Annotated in this window: 15 protein-coding genes; 4 read left to right on the top strand and 11 right to left on the bottom strand. The window is 70.1% G+C overall.

Annotation, left to right across the window (positions count from 1 at the left end):
* Positions 1-136: 136 nt before the first annotated feature.
* Entirely contained in the window at positions 137-2902 is a 2766-nt protein-coding gene (locus F8566_RS16330; protein ID WP_192809697.1) for an ATP-binding protein, read from the bottom strand.
* A gap of 129 nt (positions 2903-3031) precedes the next feature.
* On the opposite strand from F8566_RS16330, the gene F8566_RS16335 reads away from it, so the two are divergent.
* Positions 3032-3628, top strand: coding sequence for a TIGR03086 family metal-binding protein (locus F8566_RS16335; protein ID WP_151561090.1), 597 nt, complete (start codon positions 3032-3034; stop codon positions 3626-3628).
* Positions 3629-3694: 66 nt separating this feature from the next.
* Here the strand turns inward: F8566_RS16335 and F8566_RS16340 are convergent, their stop codons facing one another.
* The 6 genes from F8566_RS16340 to F8566_RS16365 all read right to left on the bottom strand — a co-directional run bounded on the left by F8566_RS16340 (position 3695) and on the right by F8566_RS16365 (position 10787).
* Positions 3695-4963, bottom strand: coding sequence for a DUF4032 domain-containing protein (locus F8566_RS16340; protein ID WP_151561091.1), 1269 nt, complete (start codon positions 4961-4963; stop codon positions 3695-3697).
* Between the two features lie 4 nt (positions 4964-4967).
* Positions 4968-6290, bottom strand: coding sequence for an ABC transporter ATP-binding protein (locus F8566_RS16345; protein ID WP_151561092.1), 1323 nt, complete (start codon positions 6288-6290; stop codon positions 4968-4970).
* A 2-nt stretch (positions 6291-6292) separates the two neighbouring features.
* Positions 6293-7123, bottom strand: a complete 831-nt coding sequence (locus F8566_RS16350) for a carbohydrate ABC transporter permease (protein WP_151561093.1) — start codon at positions 7121-7123, stop codon at positions 6293-6295.
* Positions 7123-8055, bottom strand: coding sequence for a carbohydrate ABC transporter permease (locus F8566_RS16355; RefSeq protein WP_151561094.1), 933 nt, complete (start codon positions 8053-8055; stop codon positions 7123-7125). Before F8566_RS16355 ends, F8566_RS16350 begins: the two co-directional genes overlap by 1 nt.
* Positions 8056-8106: 51 nt before the next feature.
* Positions 8107-9378, bottom strand: a complete 1272-nt coding sequence (locus tag F8566_RS16360; RefSeq protein WP_225993243.1) for an extracellular solute-binding protein — start codon at positions 9376-9378, stop codon at positions 8107-8109.
* Positions 9379-9767: 389 nt separating this feature from the next.
* Positions 9768-10787 carry a hypothetical protein gene (locus F8566_RS16365; RefSeq protein WP_151561095.1) on the bottom strand — a complete coding sequence of 340 codons (1020 nt, stop codon included), beginning with the start codon at positions 10785-10787 and terminating at the stop codon, positions 9768-9770.
* 143 nt (positions 10788-10930) lie between these two features.
* Between F8566_RS16365 and F8566_RS16370 the strand changes: the two genes are divergently transcribed.
* Positions 10931-12238, top strand: a complete 1308-nt coding sequence (locus F8566_RS16370; protein ID WP_151561096.1) for a hypothetical protein — start codon at positions 10931-10933, stop codon at positions 12236-12238.
* Between the two features lie 121 nt (positions 12239-12359).
* On the opposite strand, the gene F8566_RS16375 is transcribed toward F8566_RS16370, so the two are convergent.
* The gene (locus F8566_RS16375) at positions 12360-12569 is read right to left on the bottom strand and encodes a DUF6243 family protein (protein ID WP_192809699.1); all 210 of its coding nucleotides are present in this window, start codon (positions 12567-12569) and stop codon (positions 12360-12362) included.
* A 277-nt stretch (positions 12570-12846) separates the two neighbouring features.
* Between F8566_RS16375 and F8566_RS16380 the strand changes: the two genes are divergently transcribed.
* Complete coding sequence (locus F8566_RS16380; protein ID WP_151561097.1) at positions 12847-13935, top strand: quinone-dependent dihydroorotate dehydrogenase; 1089 nt, start codon at positions 12847-12849, stop codon at positions 13933-13935.
* Between the two features lie 239 nt (positions 13936-14174).
* The gene (locus F8566_RS16385) at positions 14175-15431 is read left to right on the top strand and encodes a sodium:proton exchanger (protein WP_225993244.1); all 1257 of its coding nucleotides are present in this window, start codon (positions 14175-14177) and stop codon (positions 15429-15431) included.
* Here F8566_RS16385 and F8566_RS16390 read toward each other — a convergent pair.
* From F8566_RS16390 to F8566_RS16400, 3 genes are all read right to left on the bottom strand, one after another.
* Positions 15400-16881: a DUF7059 domain-containing protein gene (locus F8566_RS16390; protein WP_151561098.1), complete on the bottom strand. Its 1482-nt coding sequence runs from the start codon at positions 16879-16881 to the stop codon at positions 15400-15402. The two genes, F8566_RS16385 and F8566_RS16390, sit on opposite strands and share 32 nt — an antisense overlap.
* Positions 16882-16950: 69 nt before the next feature.
* Positions 16951-17781 carry an N-acetylmuramoyl-L-alanine amidase gene (locus tag F8566_RS16395; protein ID WP_225993245.1) on the bottom strand — a complete coding sequence of 277 codons (831 nt, stop codon included), beginning with the start codon at positions 17779-17781 and terminating at the stop codon, positions 16951-16953.
* A gap of 123 nt (positions 17782-17904) precedes the next feature.
* Positions 17905-18141, bottom strand: coding sequence for a hypothetical protein (locus F8566_RS16400; protein ID WP_151561099.1), 237 nt, complete (start codon positions 18139-18141; stop codon positions 17905-17907).
* Positions 18142-18231 lie beyond the last annotated feature (90 nt).

An 18231-nucleotide genomic window follows, 5' to 3' on the forward strand; every position in this document is an offset into this window, starting at 1 on the left:
CAAGCTCCTCGGTCAGGTGTCTCTCGCTCGATGGGCAGAGACTCGCTGGCCGTGCTGACCGGGAACGCACCGCCCGCTGACCGTGACTGACCGCGGCTGACCGGCTGACCGCGGCTGACCGTTGCTGACCGCGGGGCTAGAGGACGGCGTCGAGGTCCAGGCGCGCCAGCTCGGCTCGGGTGGAGACGCCGAGCTTGGGGAACGCGTTGTAGAGGTGCTGGCCGACCGTCCGCGGGCTGATCAGCAGTTGCGCCGCGATGTCCCGGTTGGTGGCGCCGGTCGCCGCGAGCCGGGCGACCTGCAGCTCCTGCGGGGTGAGGGAGGCGGCCGCCTCGACCTTCTGCTTGCGTGAGGCGGCTCTGTCTCCTGCTGCGCGGAGCTCTTGCCGGGCCCGCTCGGCCCACAGCCGTGCGCCCAGGCGTTCAAAGCTCTCCAGCGCGTTGCGGAGCGGTGTACGGGCCTCGCGCTTGCGGCGACGGCGGCGCAGCCACTCGCCGTAGGCGAGCCAGGTCCGTGCATGCTCGTACGGCTGGTCGCTCTTCTGGTGCAGGCTGAGGGCCTCCATGAAGAGGGCCTCGGCGGAGTCCGCGGGCGCGAGCATCGCGCGGCAGCGCAGCAGGATCGCCACGGCCCACTCCTCCTCGGAACCCGCCGTCCACTCCTCGACCTGGTCCAGCGGCCCGCGGGCGGCGTCGAGACAGTCGATGTGCATGGCGGCGTCGACCAGGTCGGCGACGCTCCGACTGGCGACGAACGACCAGCCTCGCCAGTGCTCACACATCCGGTCAAAGGCCGCACGGTGCCGTCCGAGACCGAGGTCGAGCAGCGCGAGCGCCCACTGGCCGCTGAGCACGCTATGCGGGTACTGGTGGTCCTCGCCGTACCGGATGCCCTCGTTCGCCAGGGCACGGCAGCGTTCCTCGTCCCCTTCGAGAGCGGCGAGCCAGCCGAGCCAGCTGCTGAAATGCGCCGTGATCGGGCGGTGCCCGGTGTCGGTCGCCAGTTGCAGCCCCTCGGCCGCGGTGACCGCGGCGATCTTGTGACGGCCCAGCAGGATCTGCGCGTACGCGAGGTGGTGGAGGCCCACGGTGAGGTGCCCGATCTGCCCCGTGCCGCGCCAGTCGGCGACCATGGCGGAGGCGAGCTGGTGGACCAGCGCGGGGTCCTGACCCGCGATGAGCAGCAGCTGGGCGGTGAACTGCCGCAGCCAGTCGGTCTTCGGCACGACGTCGCGCGCCTGGGCGGCGAACGCGCGCAGCAACGGGTACGCACCGGGCACGTCGTCGCTCCCCAGGCGGGCGAGCGCCTCTACCGCGCCGATGTACGGGACGACCGGGTCGTCCGGGGGCAGCCGCAGCTCCCGGAGCTGCGCGACGCCGTCGGCGACCGCCTCGGCGTCGGCGCCATGCCAGGCGTTGTGCACGCCGATCACCAGGAGCTTGCCGGACCAGCCCGGATGCACCTCGGCGACCTGCCGTGCTCCGCAGATGAGCGCCCGTCCCGACTCGCGCGGCGAGCCGGACTCGAACTCCACCAGCCCGCGCACGACGGCCAGCAGGGCGTGGTCGGCCGGGTCCTCGGCGGCCTTCGCGAACCGGTCGGTCAGCTTGGCGGCACGGTCGAACTGGCCGGCGTCGGTCGCCGCGAGGGCCGCCGCGGCACCCCGGCGGACCACATCCCTGGGGTCGGTGGTGAGCTGCGCGGCACGCTCGTAGGCGGCGACCACGGCGGCGTGCCCGTTGCGTTCGGCGGCCCTCCGCGCGGTGCGTTCCAAAAGGTCGGCGACCTCGTCATCGGGACCGGTGGCGGCGGCGGCGAGCTGCCAGGCACGGCGGTCGGCGTCCTGGTCCTCGTCCCAGGCACGGGCGAGGGCCTGGTGCGCGGCGCTGCGTTCGGCCAGCACGGCACGCTGGTAGGCGGCCGAGCGCACCAGCGGATGGCGGAAGCGCAGCACGCCCCCGGTCACCGTGAGCAGCCCCGCCCGCTCGGCGGGCTCGATGGCGCCGACCGGGATCGCCAGCATGCGCGCGGCGCGCAGCACGACACCGATCTCCCCCGAGTCGTCGGCCGCGGCGACCGTGAGCAGGCTGCGGGTGCGTGCCGGGAGCGCCTCGATCTGGCTGACGAACGCGCGTTGCACGCGGTGGCCGATCGGCAGCGGGCTCACCGGCGACCAGCCCTCGTCGGCCACGGAGCGCGGCAGCTCGATCAGGGCCAGCGGGTTGCCGCCGGCCTCGGCGAGCACCCGGTCCCGCACCTGCGCGGGCAGGTCCGGTGACAGGTCGGCGAGCAGGGCGGCTGCGTCCTGCTCGGCGAGCCCGGCGACGCGCAGCTCCGGGATGCCCCGGATCGGCACCACCTCGGGGTCGTCCCGCTGAGCGAACACCAGGACGACGCCCTCACTGCGCAGCCGGCGGGCGGCGAACACCAGCGCCTCCACCGACGCCTGGTCGACCCATTGCGTGTCGTCGACGAGGCATACGAGCGGCCTGTCCTCGGCAAGGTCGGACAGCAGTGTCAGCGTGGCCAGCCCTACGAGGAACCGGTCTTCGCCCGGTGCCGCCGCCCCGCCCCGTCCTCCGCCGAGCGTCCCGACGAGCGCGCCGCGCAGCGCGGCCGCCTGCGGTGCCGCGAGCTCGCCCAGCCGGTCGTCGAGACGGCCGTCGTAGGCGTTCAGCAGGAGGTGCAGCCCGGCGAACGGCAGCTCCGCCTCGGTCTCGGTCCCCACCGCGCGCAGCACCCGCATCCCGGCGGACTCCGCGGCCCTCGCCGCGTGGTCCAGAAGGGCGGACTTGCCGATCCCCGCCTCGCCGTGGACGCAGAGCGACCCGCTCTGGCCCTGCCGCGCTCCGGCCAGCAGCCGGTCGATCGCGGCGACCTCCGCCTTCCTGCCGTACAACACCACACCACCCTAAAGAGGTCCCTCAGGAGGTATCTCCCTCAGGGGCCACTTCCGTTCCATCTGGAATGGAGCATTCCGTTCTGCTATACTGGGAGCATCACGAAGCGGGACGACAGAGAGGCCGGAACGATGAGCGACGCGACCCAGTGGACGGTTCTGAACGAGGCGCACGAGATCCTGCGTGCGGCCGTCCGGGGAGTTCCTGCCGACGCCTGGACCAAGCCGACCCCGTGCGCCGACTGGAACGTCACCCAGGTGCTCCAGCACGCCGCAGGCGACCAGCTCGGGTACGCCTCGTTCATCACCGGCGGGCCGGGACCGGAGGACAACCCCTTCGCCCCATCGGGCACGCTCGCAGACAGTCCTGAGGCCGTCGTGGAGAGTGCGATCCAGGCCTCGGCCGCCGCCTGGTCCACCGTCGCTGAGGACGCGGCGGAGGTGCCGGTCCCGATCCCGCCGAACACGATGTCCGCCGAGATCGGCGTCGGCGCCTGCGCGCTGGACGCCGCGGTCCACGGCTGGGACATCGCCGTGGCCACGGGCCAGCCGTCGCCGCTCACCCCTGAGCTGGCCCGTGCGCTCATGCCCGCCGCTCAGGCGACCATCACCGAGCCGATCCGGCAGTACGGCATGTACGCCGCGCCACAGGAGGCTCAGGCGGGCGACGACGATGTGGCGGCGCTGCTTCGCTTCACCGGCCGCAACCCCGGCTGGACCGCCTCCTGAGCCGGAACCAGGCCGCCTGAGCCGGGCTCAGGCGGCCTGGTGATCCGCGAGAAGGCACGGGATGGATCACGGGGTTCCGGTGAGGTCGTCGGGGACCTGCGGGAGGACGTTCTCGAAGTAGTCGAGGGCGGCGGCCATGGTCCCGACGTCCTTGCCGGATCGTTCGGACATGAACCAGCGGTGATCCAGGACCTCCAGGAAGATCTCCACCTCGTCGAGCCTGCCGCGGAGCTCGTCGGGGATCGACTGGACGACCAGCTCGTAGACCTCGGCCAGCCACCGGTTGGACGCGACCACCTCGGGGATCGGATGGCCCGTCTCCCGTTCGAGATGGGCCCGGAAGGCCGCGATGTCGTTGAGCAGGCGGCGGGCCTGGTTCTCCTGGGCGTCGATCCCGGTGCGGGTGTAGAGGATCCGGCGGTGATGACCGGGCTCGGCGACACGGGTGCGCACCCGCATGCGAATGGCTTCACCGTCGGCACCGCCCTCGACACCGCCCTCGGTGCCGACGGCGGCGTCCGTGTCGGCGTCGACCAGCTCGACCTCGTCGACGTCGAAGCCGAGCTCGTTGATGCGGCGCAGCCGTTCGGCGATGCGGTACTGCTGGTCGTCCGGGTGCAGGGACTCCTCGCGGGTGAGCTCGTCCCACAGCCCCTCGTACCGGCGGACCACGTCGTCGGCGACCTCGACCGGATCCACCTCGGGCGGGAGCTGCCCGGCGGCGAAGAGGTCGAAGAGCTCACCGGCGATGCGTTCGCGCGCGAGGTCGACGTCGTAGTGCCGCTGCCCCTCGCTCAGTCCCGACGGATGCAGCTCGGCGGTCTCGGCGTCCACGTGGTACGCCGCGAAGGCGCCCGCGTCGAACCGGAACAGCGTGTTGGACAGCGAGCAGTCGCCCCACATGAAGCCCGCCAGGTGCAGCCGCACGAGCAGCTCCACCAGGGCGTCGAGCAGCCGGTCGGTGGGATGTTGCCCGCCGCGCGGGTTGGCGAAGAGCGACCGGTACGAGATGGCGTGGTCGAGGTAGCGGGTCACCAGGATCGCGTCGAGATCGGGGCCGCGGTCGACGACGGCCCCGACCGCCTCGACCGCGGGCAGCCCGAGCTCGTGGAGCCGCCGCAGCAGGCCGTACTCGCGGCGGGCCAGCCGTTCGTGCAGCTCCTTCAGCGCGTAGAGCGTCCCGCCTTCCGCGACGAACCGCACCACGTGCCGTGACAGGCCGCGCTGCCGGATCTCCACCAGCCGCTCGTCGGTCCAGTGCTCCAGCGGCAACCGCCACGGCAGGGTGAGGAGCCCCGCTGCCGCCTGCCCCGGTGGCCTGAAGACGAAATGCATCAGGTCAGTCGGGGCTGGTGGGAGGCTCTTGGTCGGGTTTCGCCTGTGTCGCGCCGTTACCGGCCTGGCCGGTCGGGGCCTGGCCGGCTTGGGCTTGGCGCTGCCGCAGCCGGGCCTGTTCGGCCTGGCGGCCCAGTGCCGCGACACGTTCCTCGTCGCGGGTGAGGTTCTCGCCGGTCGCCGGGTCGAAGATGTGCGCCCGGCTCGTGTCGATCCACAGCTCGGCCTCCTGACCCTCGCTGATCATGCTGGCCGGGTCGAGCGCGACGACGGCCTGCGTGCGCAGCTGGTCGCTGTCCAGTTCCCGGGACAGGTCGCGCAGCTGGGCGGCCAGATCCTCAGGCGCCTCGTACGGCACGTAGGCGTACAGCTCGTTGCCCAGCCACTCGGTGACGTCGACGTGCGCCTGGACGACGGTGCCGCGGGCCCGCTTCTCCTCGCTCACCAGGGAGGCGTCCTCGAAGTGCTCCGGCCGGATGCCGACCAGCACCACGTCGCGGTCGCCGATCTCGGCAGCCGTGATCTTGTCGGGCAGGCCGAAGCGCCCCAGCGGGGTCTCCAGGAACGTGCCCTCCGCCGAGCTGTCGAGCGTGGCGGGCAGGAAGTTCATCGACGGCGAGCCGATGAACCCGGCGACGAAGAGGTTGGCGGGCTCCTCGTACAGCTCGCGCGGGCTGCCGACCTGCTGGAGCACGCCCTTGCGCAGCACCGCGACCCGGTCGCCGAGCGTCATCGCCTCGGTCTGGTCGTGCGTCACGTACACGGTGGTGACGCCCAGCCGCCGCTGGAGGCGGGAGATCTCGGCGCGCATCTGCCCGCGCAGCTTGGCGTCCAGATTGGACAGCGGCTCGTCGAACAGGAACGCGTCGGCCTGCCGAACGATCGCGCGCCCCATCGCCACCCGCTGCCGCTGCCCGCCGGACAGGTTGGCGGGCTTGCGCTCCAGATGCTCGGTCAGCTCCAGCAGCTCGGCGGTCTCGGTGACGCGGCGGCGCACCTCCTCGTCGGGCTTCTTGGCGAGCCGCAGCGGGAACGCGATGTTCTCGAAGACGGTGAGGTGCGGGTAGAGGGCGTAGTTCTGGAAGACCATCGACAGATTGCGCTGCCGTGGTGCGACCTTGTTGACCACCCTGTCGGCGATCTTCATCTCGCCGGAGGTGATGTCCTCCAGCCCGACGATCATGCGCAGCAGCGTGGACTTCCCGCAGCCGGACGGGCCCACCAGGATCATGAACTCGCCGTCCTGCACGTCCAGGCTGACGTCGTTCACGGCCGGGAAGCCGTCGCCGTACTGCTTGACGATGTTCTTCATGGTGATGGCGGCCATGGCTACCCCTTCACTGCGCCGGACGTCAGCCCGGCCACGATGCGGCGCTGGAACAGCAGGACGATGACCACGACCGGGATGGTCACCACGACGGCCGCGGCGCAGATCGCCGTCGTGGGCTGCTCGAACTGGGAGGCCCCGGTGAAGAACGCCAGCGCCGCCGGGACCGGGCGGGCGTTGTCGGTCGAGGTCAGCGAGATCCCGAACACGAAGTCGTTCCAGCAGAAGAAGAACGTCAGGATCGCCGCGGTGAACACCCCGGGCGCGGCCAGCGGCACGATCACCTTGCGGAACGCCTGCCAGGTCGTGGCGCCGTCGACCTGCGCGGCCTGCTCCATCTCCCACGGGATCTCGCGGAAGAACGCCGACAACGTCCAGATCGCCAGCGGCAGCGCGAACGAGATGTAGGGGATGATCAGGCCCGGCCACGTGTCGTACAACCCGATGTTGCGCCACAGGTCGAACAGCGGGCCGACCAGCGAGACCACCGGAAACATCGCGATGGCCAGCGCGAACGACAGGATCGCCCGCTTTCCGGGGAACTCCAGCCGGGCGATCGCGTACGCCACCAGGGTCGCGAACGTCACCCCGATCACCGTGGCGATCAGCGAGATGCCGATCGAGTTGATGAGCGCGGAGGTGAAGATGCTGGTGTCGAAGACGGTCTCGTAGTTCTGCCAGGTCCAGTCCTTGGGCAGGAAGCCCTTGACGTTGCCGACCTCACCCGGCTGCTTGAACGACAGCGACACGATCCAGAGCGTCGGGAGAAGCGTCCAGAGCAGGATCAGCAGCGCGCCGATGAGCCACAACCATCGGGAACGTGCGGTGTCCATCAGCGTTCTCCCCTCGCCTGCGCCAGATCCACCCGGAAGCCCTTGATGAACACCGCCGCGATGAGCACCACGGACAGGAACAGCAGCACGCCGACCGCGTCACCGAGCCCGATGGCCGTGCGCGTGATCGTCTGCCGGTACGTCAGGAACGACAGGCTCTCGGTCTGGTTCTGGCCCGCCGTCATCACGAAGATGCTGTCGAAGATCCGCCAGGCGTCGAGGGTGCGGAACAGCACCGCGACGAGGATGGCGGCCTTCATGTTGGGGATGGTCACCCGCCACAACCGCTGCCAGGCGGTCGCGCCGTCCACGGTGGCCGCCTCGCCGAGGTCGCGCGGCACCTGCGCCAGCCCGGCGAGCAGCAGCAGCGACACGAACGGCGTGGTCTTCCACACCTCGGACAGGATGATGACCGACAACGACGACCAGCGCCCGGTGAACCAGGCGTAGTCGCCGAGCCCCAGCCATCCGTTGACGAATCCCGAGTTGAGGTCGAAGGCGTACCGCCAGGCGAACGCCGAGATCACGGTGACGATGCCGTACGGGATGAGGATCGAGGTCCGGACGGTCCGCCGCATGAAGATCGCGCGATGCATGACCATCGCGAACGCGAACCCCAGCACCAGCTCGATGCCGACGGTCACCGCCGTGACGAAGAACGTGGTGAACACGTCCTGCCAGAACAGGCCGTCGGTCAGCGCGGTGACGTAGTTGCCGAACCAGACGAAGCGCCGGTCGTCCGGAGCGGTCAGCCGGTAGCTGAACATCGACAGGTAGAGGGCGTTGAGCAGCGGATACGCGGTGACCAGCAACATCACCACGATGGCGGGGGCCGAGAGCAGCAGCCCCAGGCGGCGCTCCGCCTTCGCCCGGTCGGTGATCTCTGCCCGGCCGGTGCCCGCGGGAAGCGGTTTGTCCACGGTGACGGTCATGGTTCTCTCCTGTGACTCATGGCCGTTCTGTTCTTCATGGCCCTCCTCCGGTCACAGCAGCCGCTGGTCGCGCAGCACCTTGGGGATGAAGTCGTCGGTTTCCTTCGGCGTCGTGTTGGGGTTGACCGAGGCCGGCGGATGCCACTTGCTCTGCACGCCACTGGACACGTCCGGGTAGTACGGCGTGATCGGGCGCGGGGCGGCGGCGTTGATCGAGTCGCGGATCAGCGTGGCCATCGGGAACTGCTTGACGATCTCGGGGTCGTCGAAGACGGCCGGGCGGGCCGCCGGGTTGCCCTCGGCGAGCATGTAGGCCTTCATGTTCGGCTCGCTGGTGATGCACCGGGCGGCCTCGACTGCCTCGTTCTCGTGCTTGCCGTACGCGCCGATGCCCAGGCTGATGCCGCCCAGCGGCGGCTTGCTCGGCTGGCCGGCCGTCACCTGCGGGTAGCGCGCCCAGCCGATGTCGGCGGGGATGCTCTTGTCGATGACGCCCGCCTCGGCGTCGGCGAGGTCGGCCGCGTAGATGTACGGCCAGTTGATCATGAAGCCGCCGCGGGCGGCGTTGAAGGTGTTGCGCGCCGGGTCCTCGATCTCGGTGGACAGCGTCGGGCTGGCCGCCCTGGACCGTGCCAGCTTGGAGATGATCGTCGCCGTCGCCCGGCCCGCCGGGCTGTCGAAGTCGACGGTCGCGTCCGAACCGCGTTCGGGGTTGGTGATGATGCGGCCGCCCGCGGAGGCCATGAGGGCGCTGATCCACACCATGTAGCCCTCGTACTTGTTGCCGGTGACCGCGACCGTGGTGTTGCTGCGCAACGCCGCGTCGATCAGCTTGTCCCAGGTGAAGTCGGCGGCGGTCGGATCGACGCCGGCCCTCTTGGCGGCCGACTTGCGGTACCAGAGGAGCTGCGTGTTGGCCCAGAAAGGCGCCGCGAAGAGCTTGCCCTCCCACCGAGCGTTCTCGACCGACGCGGGGAAGACGCCCTGGGTGAACTGCGCCTCCTCCGCCGAGGTGAACGGGCGGAGGAATCCGGCGTTGGCGGCCTCCGCGATGAACACCGGGTCGAGGCTCATCAGGTCGAGGCCGGAGTCCTTGGCGGCGAGCCGCCGGACGAGCTGTTCGCGTTGCTGGGTCGCGTCGTTCGGCAGCACCGAGGTCTTGATGCGGTACTTGCCGTTCGCGGCCTGGGTACAGGCCGCGGCGAGCTTGGCCTGCCCGCCGTTGTCGGGGTTGGTGTACCAGGTGAGGCTCGGCGTCCCGCTTTCACTGCCACAGGCGGTCAGTCCGCCCGCCAGCAGGACCAGCGCCACCGAAGCGCGCACCGGGCCCGCACGGCTTGTCCGGCTCCTGCGGTCCCGCCGCCCTCCCCCGCGTCGTCCTCGTCCGGCCCGTGCTCGCTCGACCTTGCCCATCAGGCCTCCCGAAGCTCCGCTCGACCTGCGCGGACTCGCCTCTCCGAGGCCGCGGCCGAGCGGGCGGATTGATCTCCACTCAAACACCGGTATTGGAGGCTGTCGAGCACGGATGCATGACAGGTGAGTAAAGGGCAACCCAAAAGACACGTTTTTCACATAGGCATCAGGCGTGATTCAGGCACCACGGGCGAGGCCTTGGAAGCACGGAAAAATTGCGGCGTGCTGGTCACCCGGGGACCCACCGGATGGCCAACACGCCGCAAGTCGAGAGGGACTGTCGAGAGGGAACTCAGGCCTTAGTAGCCGCCGCCGTAGCCGCCGCCGTCACCGCCACCGGCCTTGGTGGTGATCTTCTTGCCCTCCGGGGAGACGGCCCACCAGACGTTCTGCACGGCCTGGCCCTTGGTGTCGCCGGCCTTGGCGTCCTTGGCGAAGTAGTACATGGGCCAGCCGTTGATGAGGAGCTGGCACTCGCCCGGCTTGCCGTCCTTGCGCTCGATGAAGCTGATCAGGCTCTTGTCGACGCCCGAGACCTTGAGCTTCTTGAAGCCGTTGAAGCGCACGATCGGCCACTTCGCACGGCAGTCGCCGAAGCAGTTGCTGACCTTCGGCTTGTCCTTGTCGAACCGGTACATCGTGCGGCCCTTGCCGTCCGTCACGATCATGCCGAGGGCCGGATCCTGGCGCACCTTGATGGTGGTCCAGCCTGCCCAGCCGCCCCCGCCTTCGCCGCCGCCCTCGTTCTGCTGCGGCGGCTGGCTCGGCTGCGCCGCGCCGGCGCCGGCCTTCTTGCCCGTGGGCGCGGCGGCGTACCAGGTGCCCTGGACTCCCTGCCCCTTGGCGTCGCCCGGACTCTGGTCCTTGGCGTACCGGTAGAGCGGCCAGCCGCCGAGCGTGACCTGCCACTGGCCGTCGGGGCGCTTGACCTTGCCGACGAGGTTCTCGTCGACGCCCTTCACCTGGACGGCCTGCTGGCTCGCCATCACCGGCGGCCAGGCCTGCGCGCACTGATCCATGCAGGTGGAGGCGGGGGGTCTCGCTGTGTCCTTGTCGAATCGGTAGAGCGTACGGCCCTCGCCGTCGGTAACGACCTTGCCGAGCTTGCTCACGCTGGCGACCTCCAGCGCGGCGGCTGCCGCGGGCGCCGCAGGCGCGTTGGCCGGAGCCTGCGGTTGCTGCGGTTGCTGCACCTGTTGCGCCGAACCGGCCGAAGTGTTCTGCTGTTTCCCTGCCGTCTCCTGGCCACAGGCCGTGAGGAGAACTCCAGACGCGGTCAGGGCGGCCGCCGCGGGGATCGCCCAGCGTGGGAATTGCATGTCGTGCCCTCCATGTCAGTCGCTTTCGCTCGAGGCGGAGCAGCCGCACCGCTCTCCCCGGATCGAGGGGCAGTACGGGCGTGAACGGCGAACGGGTTCAATGCGTCAGAGTTCGAACAGGCAGGAACGAGGGGAGCAGGACTGTGACCACGGCGAGGAGGCCGGACGAGGAACCCGTCAATCTGACCAAGGCGCCGTCCGAGGGCCCCGCCCAGGCGTTCTCCGCCGTCCCGGGGCCGTCCTCGGCTCCAGCCCGTTCCGCCGCACCGCCGCATTCCGCCACCACGACGAGTTCTGCCGCCCCGACGGGTTCCGGCGCGCCGGCGCGTTCCTCGGTCCCGGCGGGACCGGCCTGGATCGTTGTCCCGGCCCGGATCGTCGCGCTGGTGATCGTGCTGCCGATCCGGCTCGTGTACGACCTGCTCGTGGTCGCCGGTCGCGGCCTCAAGGCAGGTTCGAAGGGCGTGTTGTGGGCTTTGGCCTGGCCGTTCCGGCAGCTCTACACATGGCTGCTGCGCCCCCTTGGCCTGGGCATCGCCGCCGTGGGCCGGGCCATCGGTATCGGGCTGGCTTGGGCAGGATCCGGGCTGGCCTGGCTGTTCAACGTCACGATCGTGAGCCCGCTCGGCTGGCTGCTGAACGTCGTCGTGCTCGGCTTCCTGCGGATGTTCGGCCGGGGCAGCGGTCGCCTCGGCCGCTGGTTCTACCGGACGGTGCTCGCCCCGATCGGCCGCTTCTCCGCGTACGTGGGCAGGGGCGTCGGCGCGGGACTGCTCGCGACGTGGCGGGGGCTCCTCTGGCTGCTCAACGTCCTCATCGTCGCCCCCCTGAGCCTCGTCGGCGGCGGTCTCAAGTGGCTCCTGGTCGGCGCCGGTCACGTGATCGCGTACATCGCGAAGGGCGTTGCCACCGGCATCGCATGGTTGTTCGCGGTGCTCATCGTGCTGCCGCTGGCGCTGCTGTGGCAGTACGTCCTGCGCCCGCCTCTGGCCGGTCTCGCGTGGCTGTGCCGGCTGATCGGCTCCGGTCTCGCCTACGTCGGCCGCGGCATCGGCACCGGGCTCCTCGCGGGCTGGCGCGCCACCGCGGGCGCGCTCGGCTGGGCCTGGCGCATGGCGGGCCGCATCCTGCGCTGGCTGGGCCGCGTCCTCTTCGTGATCCCCGCGCTGGCGATCTGGAACTACGTTCTCAGGCCTGTCCTCCACGGCCTCGCCGAAGGCGCCCGCATGGCCGGCCGTTTCCTGCGCTGGCTCTGGAACGCCCTCGTCGCCGACCCGGCTCGCTGGGTTCGCAACGCCGTGCTCCGTCCCGCCAAGAACGTGGTCCGCGAGACCTGGCGGATCACCGTCCGCGAACCCGCACGCTGGATGAACGCGAGCATCATCGCCCCCGTACGCCAGACCGGCCGCGACGTGCGCCTCCAGCTTCGCCGCTCGTTCCGCCGGACCTGACGAACCGCCGGACCTGACGAAAAGGATCCGGCCTGTCGGCGCGCTGATTTCGGCGGCTGACTGGTGCGGTGATGCCCCCTGGGCCGGGCGCGGAGGACGCGCCCGGCCCAGGGGCCTCGGGTCATGCGTTGGAGCCGGTTTCTCCCTGCTCGTCCGCCGGACTCTGCTGGGCGCGTTCTTGGAACTTGCGCAGCAGTTCCTCCTTCTGGGCGACGGGGTCGTTGCCCGCGGGGGGCATTGATCCCGGCTTGCCGCGGAGGGACTTGCGCGAAAGCTTGCGGCGCTGCCCGCCTACGCCCAGCAGGCCATTTCGGCCACGGCTCTTGGACATGGTGGTTCTCCCGTCTGACAGGTGTGCGATGACATGCGTGCACCCATGTCCGACCCGCGCGGGAGTGATCTTCGGCGGCCGTCGTGTGTCGTGGACGGCGGCGCCGGCGTGATCAGCTGCTGATCGCGACACGGCCGGACCCGGCCGTGCGGCGTTCGCGGACCACGCGCTGCGGAGTGGGCCACCACGCGGTGGCCCAGGCATTGACCAGCATGTTCGCCAGCGTCGCATCCCCCGGCGCACGGGCTCAACCGATTTATTGAGACAATCGTCCGCGATGTACAAACTGCTGTTCACCCAGGTCATCGCCCGCTTCGTGGACGCCGAGACGGCGCACCACACGACCATGCGGGGGCTACGGGCCATCCAGAAGGCGGGTGCCGCCCCGCTGATACGCAAGGTCCTGGCGCCACGCGATCCCGCGTTGACCGTGCGCGCGTTCGGGCTGGAGTTCTCCGGGCCGCTGGGGCTGGCCGCCGGGTTCGACAAGGACGCCGTGGCGTACGAGGCGCTCGGCGCGTTCGGCTTCAGCCACGTCGAGATCGGGACGGTGACCGGGCAGGCGCAGCCGGGCAATCCCAAGCCCCGGTCCTGGCGGTTGCCGCCCGACCGCGCCGTCATCAACCGGATGGGCTTCAACAACGAGGGATCGGCGGCCGCGGCGGCCCGGCTGCGGAAACGGCGGCCGGGGACGATCGTCGGCGTCAACATCGGCAAGACCAAGCTGGTGCCGGAGGCGGAGGCCGCCGCCGACTACGTGACGAGCACCGAGCGGCTGGCCCCCTACGCCGACTACCTCGTGGTGAACGTGAGCTCCCCCAACACGCCCGGTCTTCGTGACCTGCAAGCGGTCGAGCACCTGCGACCCTTGCTGACCGCCGTGCGGGAGGCCGCCGACCGGGTCACCCGGCACCGGGTCCCGCTGCTCGTCAAGATCGCCCCCGACCTCGCGGACGACGACGTGGACGCCGTGGCGGACCTCGCCCTGGAACTGGGCCTGGACGGGATCATCGCCACCAACACCACGATCGGACGGGAAGGGCTGGCAAGCGATCCCGAGCTGGTGAAGGAGACCGGCGGGCTGTCGGGTGCGCCCCTGAAGGAGCGTTCGGTTCAGGTGCTCCGGCGCCTGCGGGCCCGCACCGGTGACCGGCTGGTGCTGATCTCGGTCGGTGGCATCGAGACCGCCGACGACGTGTGGGAACGCCTCCGCGCTGGGGCGACCCTCGTCCAGGGCTACACCGGAATGATCTATGGCGGCCCCCTGTGGGCGTCCCGCCTCAACCGTGACCTCTCCCGCCGCCTGCGCGGCAGTGCCTACCGGACCGTCGCCGACCTGGCGGGCGGCTCCCGTTCAACGAGCTGAGCCGTCCCCGAAACAGACCAGCGGCATTTAGGCGAATGGTCGGCTTGCTCATTTTAAATGGCAGCTGCGCGACGCGATTTTGATCACCACGACGGCCATTTCAATCCTTCTGACCAGGGATCTTCCCCTATGCGGATGATCTAATCGGCGCTCGGCCGGCGCAATGCGAGAACTTTTCTTTGCCTTCCGGCGACGGGGGCTATGGTGTTCCCAGACTCGAATGGCGGCACCGTGCAGGTATGTCCGTTGAGACGATGCCGCGCACAGTGATCATCCGTGTCGCGGCCACGCTGGCAGTCGCCCTGCCGGCGATCGTGCTCCGGCTGCCGGGGATCCATGTGGCACCGGTGGCGGGGATGATCGTCTTCGGGGCGGGCGTGCTCGCCGCGGCCGTGGTGCTGATGTGGGCGGCCGAGACGGCGCGCGCGGACATGTCGGGGGCGCTGGCGCTGGCCCTGCTGGCGCTGATCGCGGTGCTCCCCGAGTACGCGGTGGACCTCTATTACGCGTTCCGCGCGGGCTCCAAGCCGGAGTACACCGCGTACGCGGCGGCCAACATGACCGGCGCCAACCGGCTGCTCGTCGGTGTCGGCTGGGCGCTGGTCGTGCTCTCGTTCGCACTCGGTGCGCGGCGGCTGGCCAGGCGCGGCGAGCCGGTGCCGGAACGGCGCGACGTGCACCTCGCCGGACACCACCGCATCGAGCTCGGGTTCCTGGCCATCGCGGCGGTCATCGCGTTCATCCCCGCCCTGGTCCGTGAGATCGGCTGGTACGTCTCCGTCCTGCTCATCGCTCTCTACATCGCCTACATCGTCCGGATCGCCAGATCCGGCGCCGAGGACGTCGAACAACTGGTCGGCGTCCCCGCCGTGCTGGTGAAACTGCCCACGAAAGAGCGCCGCGCGGTGACCGGGGGCGGCTTCCTGCTGGGCGCATTGATCATCTTCGCCTCGGCCGAGCCGTTCGCCGAGTCGCTGGTCGAGGCGGGCGGGAGCCTGGGCATCGACGAGTTCCTGCTCGTGCAGTGGCTGGCGCCCCTGGCCTCCGAGGCGCCGGAGCTGATCGTCGCCGTCGTCTTCGCCTGGCGGCTGCGCGACAACGACGCGATCGGCACGCTGCTGTCCAGCAAGGTGAACCAGTGGACGCTGCTGGTCGGGAGCCTGCCGCTGGCCTACAAGGCCGGCGGTGGCGACTGGTCCCTCCCGCTCGACTCCCGGCAGACCGAAGAGGTGCTGCTGACCGCCGCCCAGACCGTGCTCGGCCTGGCCATGCTGATCGACCTCTACTTCAGGCGGGCGGAGGCGGCACTCCTGTTCGTGCTGTTCGCGATCCAGTTCGTGCTGCCGGGCGAGACGGCCCGGCTGTGGTTGTCGATGGTCTATCTGGCGATCGGTTTCTCGATCCTCATCATCCGGCACCGCGAGCTCGAAAAGTCGATGGCGATGGTGGTCGCCCCTCGGAGAGTCAGGCGATCTCGAAGAAGCCATCGGCGATGAGCTCGGGCAGGACGGCGGCCGCATGCGCCCGTACCTGGCCGGGATCCATCTCGGTGAGCTGGGCGATGGCCGACAGCAGGGGTTCCAGCGGCAGCGAGCCGTCGCAGACGCCCGCGAGCCCGGCCTCGACCGTCCCGACCCCTGCCGCGCGGTGCAGCCGATCGGTCTGCCGAAGCAGGATCCGCTCCGGATCCTCGGCTCCGGGAGGGCCGATCTGCTCCTGGACGATGCCGGCGGCGGTACGGAGCGACAACCGGGCCAGGGCGCCCTCTTGTGCACAGGCTGTGGAAAACTCTTCGGCTTCCCTCAACCCGGTGAGGACCCGGTCCACATAGGCCCCGACAGGCTGCTCCACGGCATGCCGCAACTCTTCGATCCGCGCGACGGGCCGGGCCGCGTCCGCCGTGCGCCGCAAGGTGATCCAGCCGAATCCGATCCCGGTCACCTGCTGCCGCTCGAAGTACTCCAGCCACGCGTCGTACCGCGCCGCGTACTCGGGCGTCCCGGCCTCGACCGAGTCGCGCAGCCAGAGCTCGCAGTACTCGGCCGGATCCTGGACGTCGCGCTGCACGACCCAGGCGTCACAACCCGATTCGCGGATCCACGCGCCGACGCGCTCCTCCCACGGCACACCCTCGATATGCAGCCAGTTCGCCAGCAGCTGGCACGTGCCGCCCTCGTTCAGCAGTCCCGGCCCCTCAACGACCAGCCGGCGGCAGAACTCGTCGCCGTGCAGCCCCGATTCGCGGTAGACGAAACCACCCTCGGGCGGCGCGATCACGAACGGCGGATTGGAGACGATCAAGTCGAACGTCCGGTCCCGTACCGGCTCCAGCAGCGACCCCTGAAGGGCCTCCACCCCCTCGACCCCGGAGAGCGCGAAGCTCAGCGCCGACAGCCGGAGGGCCCTCGCGTTGACGTCCGTCACCGTGATCGCGCGTGGCTCCAGCTCCGGCGCCAGATGCACGGCCTGAACGCCACATCCCGTACCAAGATCAAGCACGTTGTCCACAGGCCTGTGGACAACCAGCCGCGCCAAACTGCCGGAGGCACCTCCCGCTCCGACCACATGATCGGGCTTGAGAGGGACACCGGCCCCAGGCCTCGCCTTGAGATCGGACACCGCGTAACCGACATGGCCCAGGCCGCGCACCGACTCCAGCGGCTCGACATGCACCAGGGCTCGCAGCTCGCCACCGGAACGTTCCGCGAGCCCCAGCGCGACGAGGTCGTCGGCCACATCCTTCAAAGCGGCCTCGTCGACCGCCACCTGCAACCAGAACAGCCGGGTGAAAGCCTCCAGCGGCGACCCGCCACCCGTGGCCCGCAACGCCGGCACGATCTCGTCCCGTGCCAGCGCCCCGCCTGCCACCGGGCCGAGCAACTCCCGTACACCCGCGACGGTGTAGTCAGCGAAAGCGCCGCGAACGCGGCTCAGCGAATCAGACACCCGCCCTATCCTGCCCGCCGGCGGTCAGCGGAGGCACCGCCAGCGGAAATACCGCCGACGGAAATACCGTCAGCGGAAGTACTCGATCAACCCTGTGACGAAGGATTCGGCGATGCGCTGCCGGAACGACGCACTCGACAGCTTGGCCGCGTCCCCGGGGTTCCTCATGTTGCCGGTCTCGACGAAGACCTTCGGCACCGTGGACAGGTTGAGCCCGCCCAGGTCGTCCCGGGAGTCAAGGGCGTCGGTGCCGATGTAGGTCGAGTACGGCATGCCTGTGTCCTTCCGGTAGGCGTCCCGGAGGGCCTTGCCGAGCTTGCGCGACGCCGGGACCATCGAGGCGTTGTGCCCCTTGACCGTCAGCGGCTCGATCACGTGGAAGCCATGGCCGCTCGCCGGACCGCCGTCCGCGTGCACCGAGATCGCCGCGTCCGCCTTGGCGCGGTTGCCGATGGCGGCACGCTCGGTGATGCACGGCCCCACCCCGGTGTTGTTGTTCCGGGTGAGGACGACCTTGGCGCCCTTGGCCCGCAACAGCTTGCTGAGCCGGGTGGACACGTCCCAGGTGAAGGCCGCTTCGCTGTAACCGGCCGCCGTCGCGGTGCCCGTCGTGTCACACGCCTTGCGCCCGTTCCCGATGCTGACCTGCCGGTTGATGATCTCCGGGTGCTTGGCGTTACCCCCGTTGTGCCCCGGGTCGATCACGATGACCTTGCCCTTGAGCGAGCCCGTGCCCCTGACTTCCTTGGGCGCCGTGGAAGCCCCGGAAGGAGCCGCCATGGGCGGCTGCGCGGTCTGGCCACCGGCCTGACCGTCCTTGGTGGACGAGCCACCATCGCACGCGGTGAGGGCCGCCAGGCACAGCACCAGGCCCATCGCGCCGCTTCGGTGGAATAGCAAGACTCGTCCCCCTGTGATTTCTTCGTTACCAACCCTGTCAGTCTGCACATCAGCATGGGTTCGTCAAACGAAGTCCGCACAAATGCGGACGCGGCCGTGCCCCCGCACGGCCGCGTCCGCGAGTCAGCGGAGCAGGTCCTCCTTGCCGAGGAGCGCGGCGAGAGCGCGCGCCTCGTCCGCGTCGAGGCCCAGCACCACGCGGGGTCGTCCCCACGGATGATCGATCGAGTGGGCCACGTAGCTGGCGACGGACTCCGAGACCTGTTCGGCCAGTCCCCGCGCATGTCGCCATTCCGACCACGCGCGTTCCAACTCACTAGCCGCGCGCTGCGCGCACGACACCAATTCCGGATCACGCACGGAATGAAACCCCCCTGGGTGAACATGGTCCTTCTCCGTGTCCACTCGGCAGAGTCACCGGGCCGGCCCGGTGATGGGGCCGGAAACCGG

This window comes from Actinomadura rudentiformis, from assembly GCF_008923185.1.
In the GTDB taxonomy this organism is placed as follows: Bacteria; Actinomycetota; Actinomycetes; order Streptosporangiales; family Streptosporangiaceae; genus Spirillospora; species Spirillospora rudentiformis.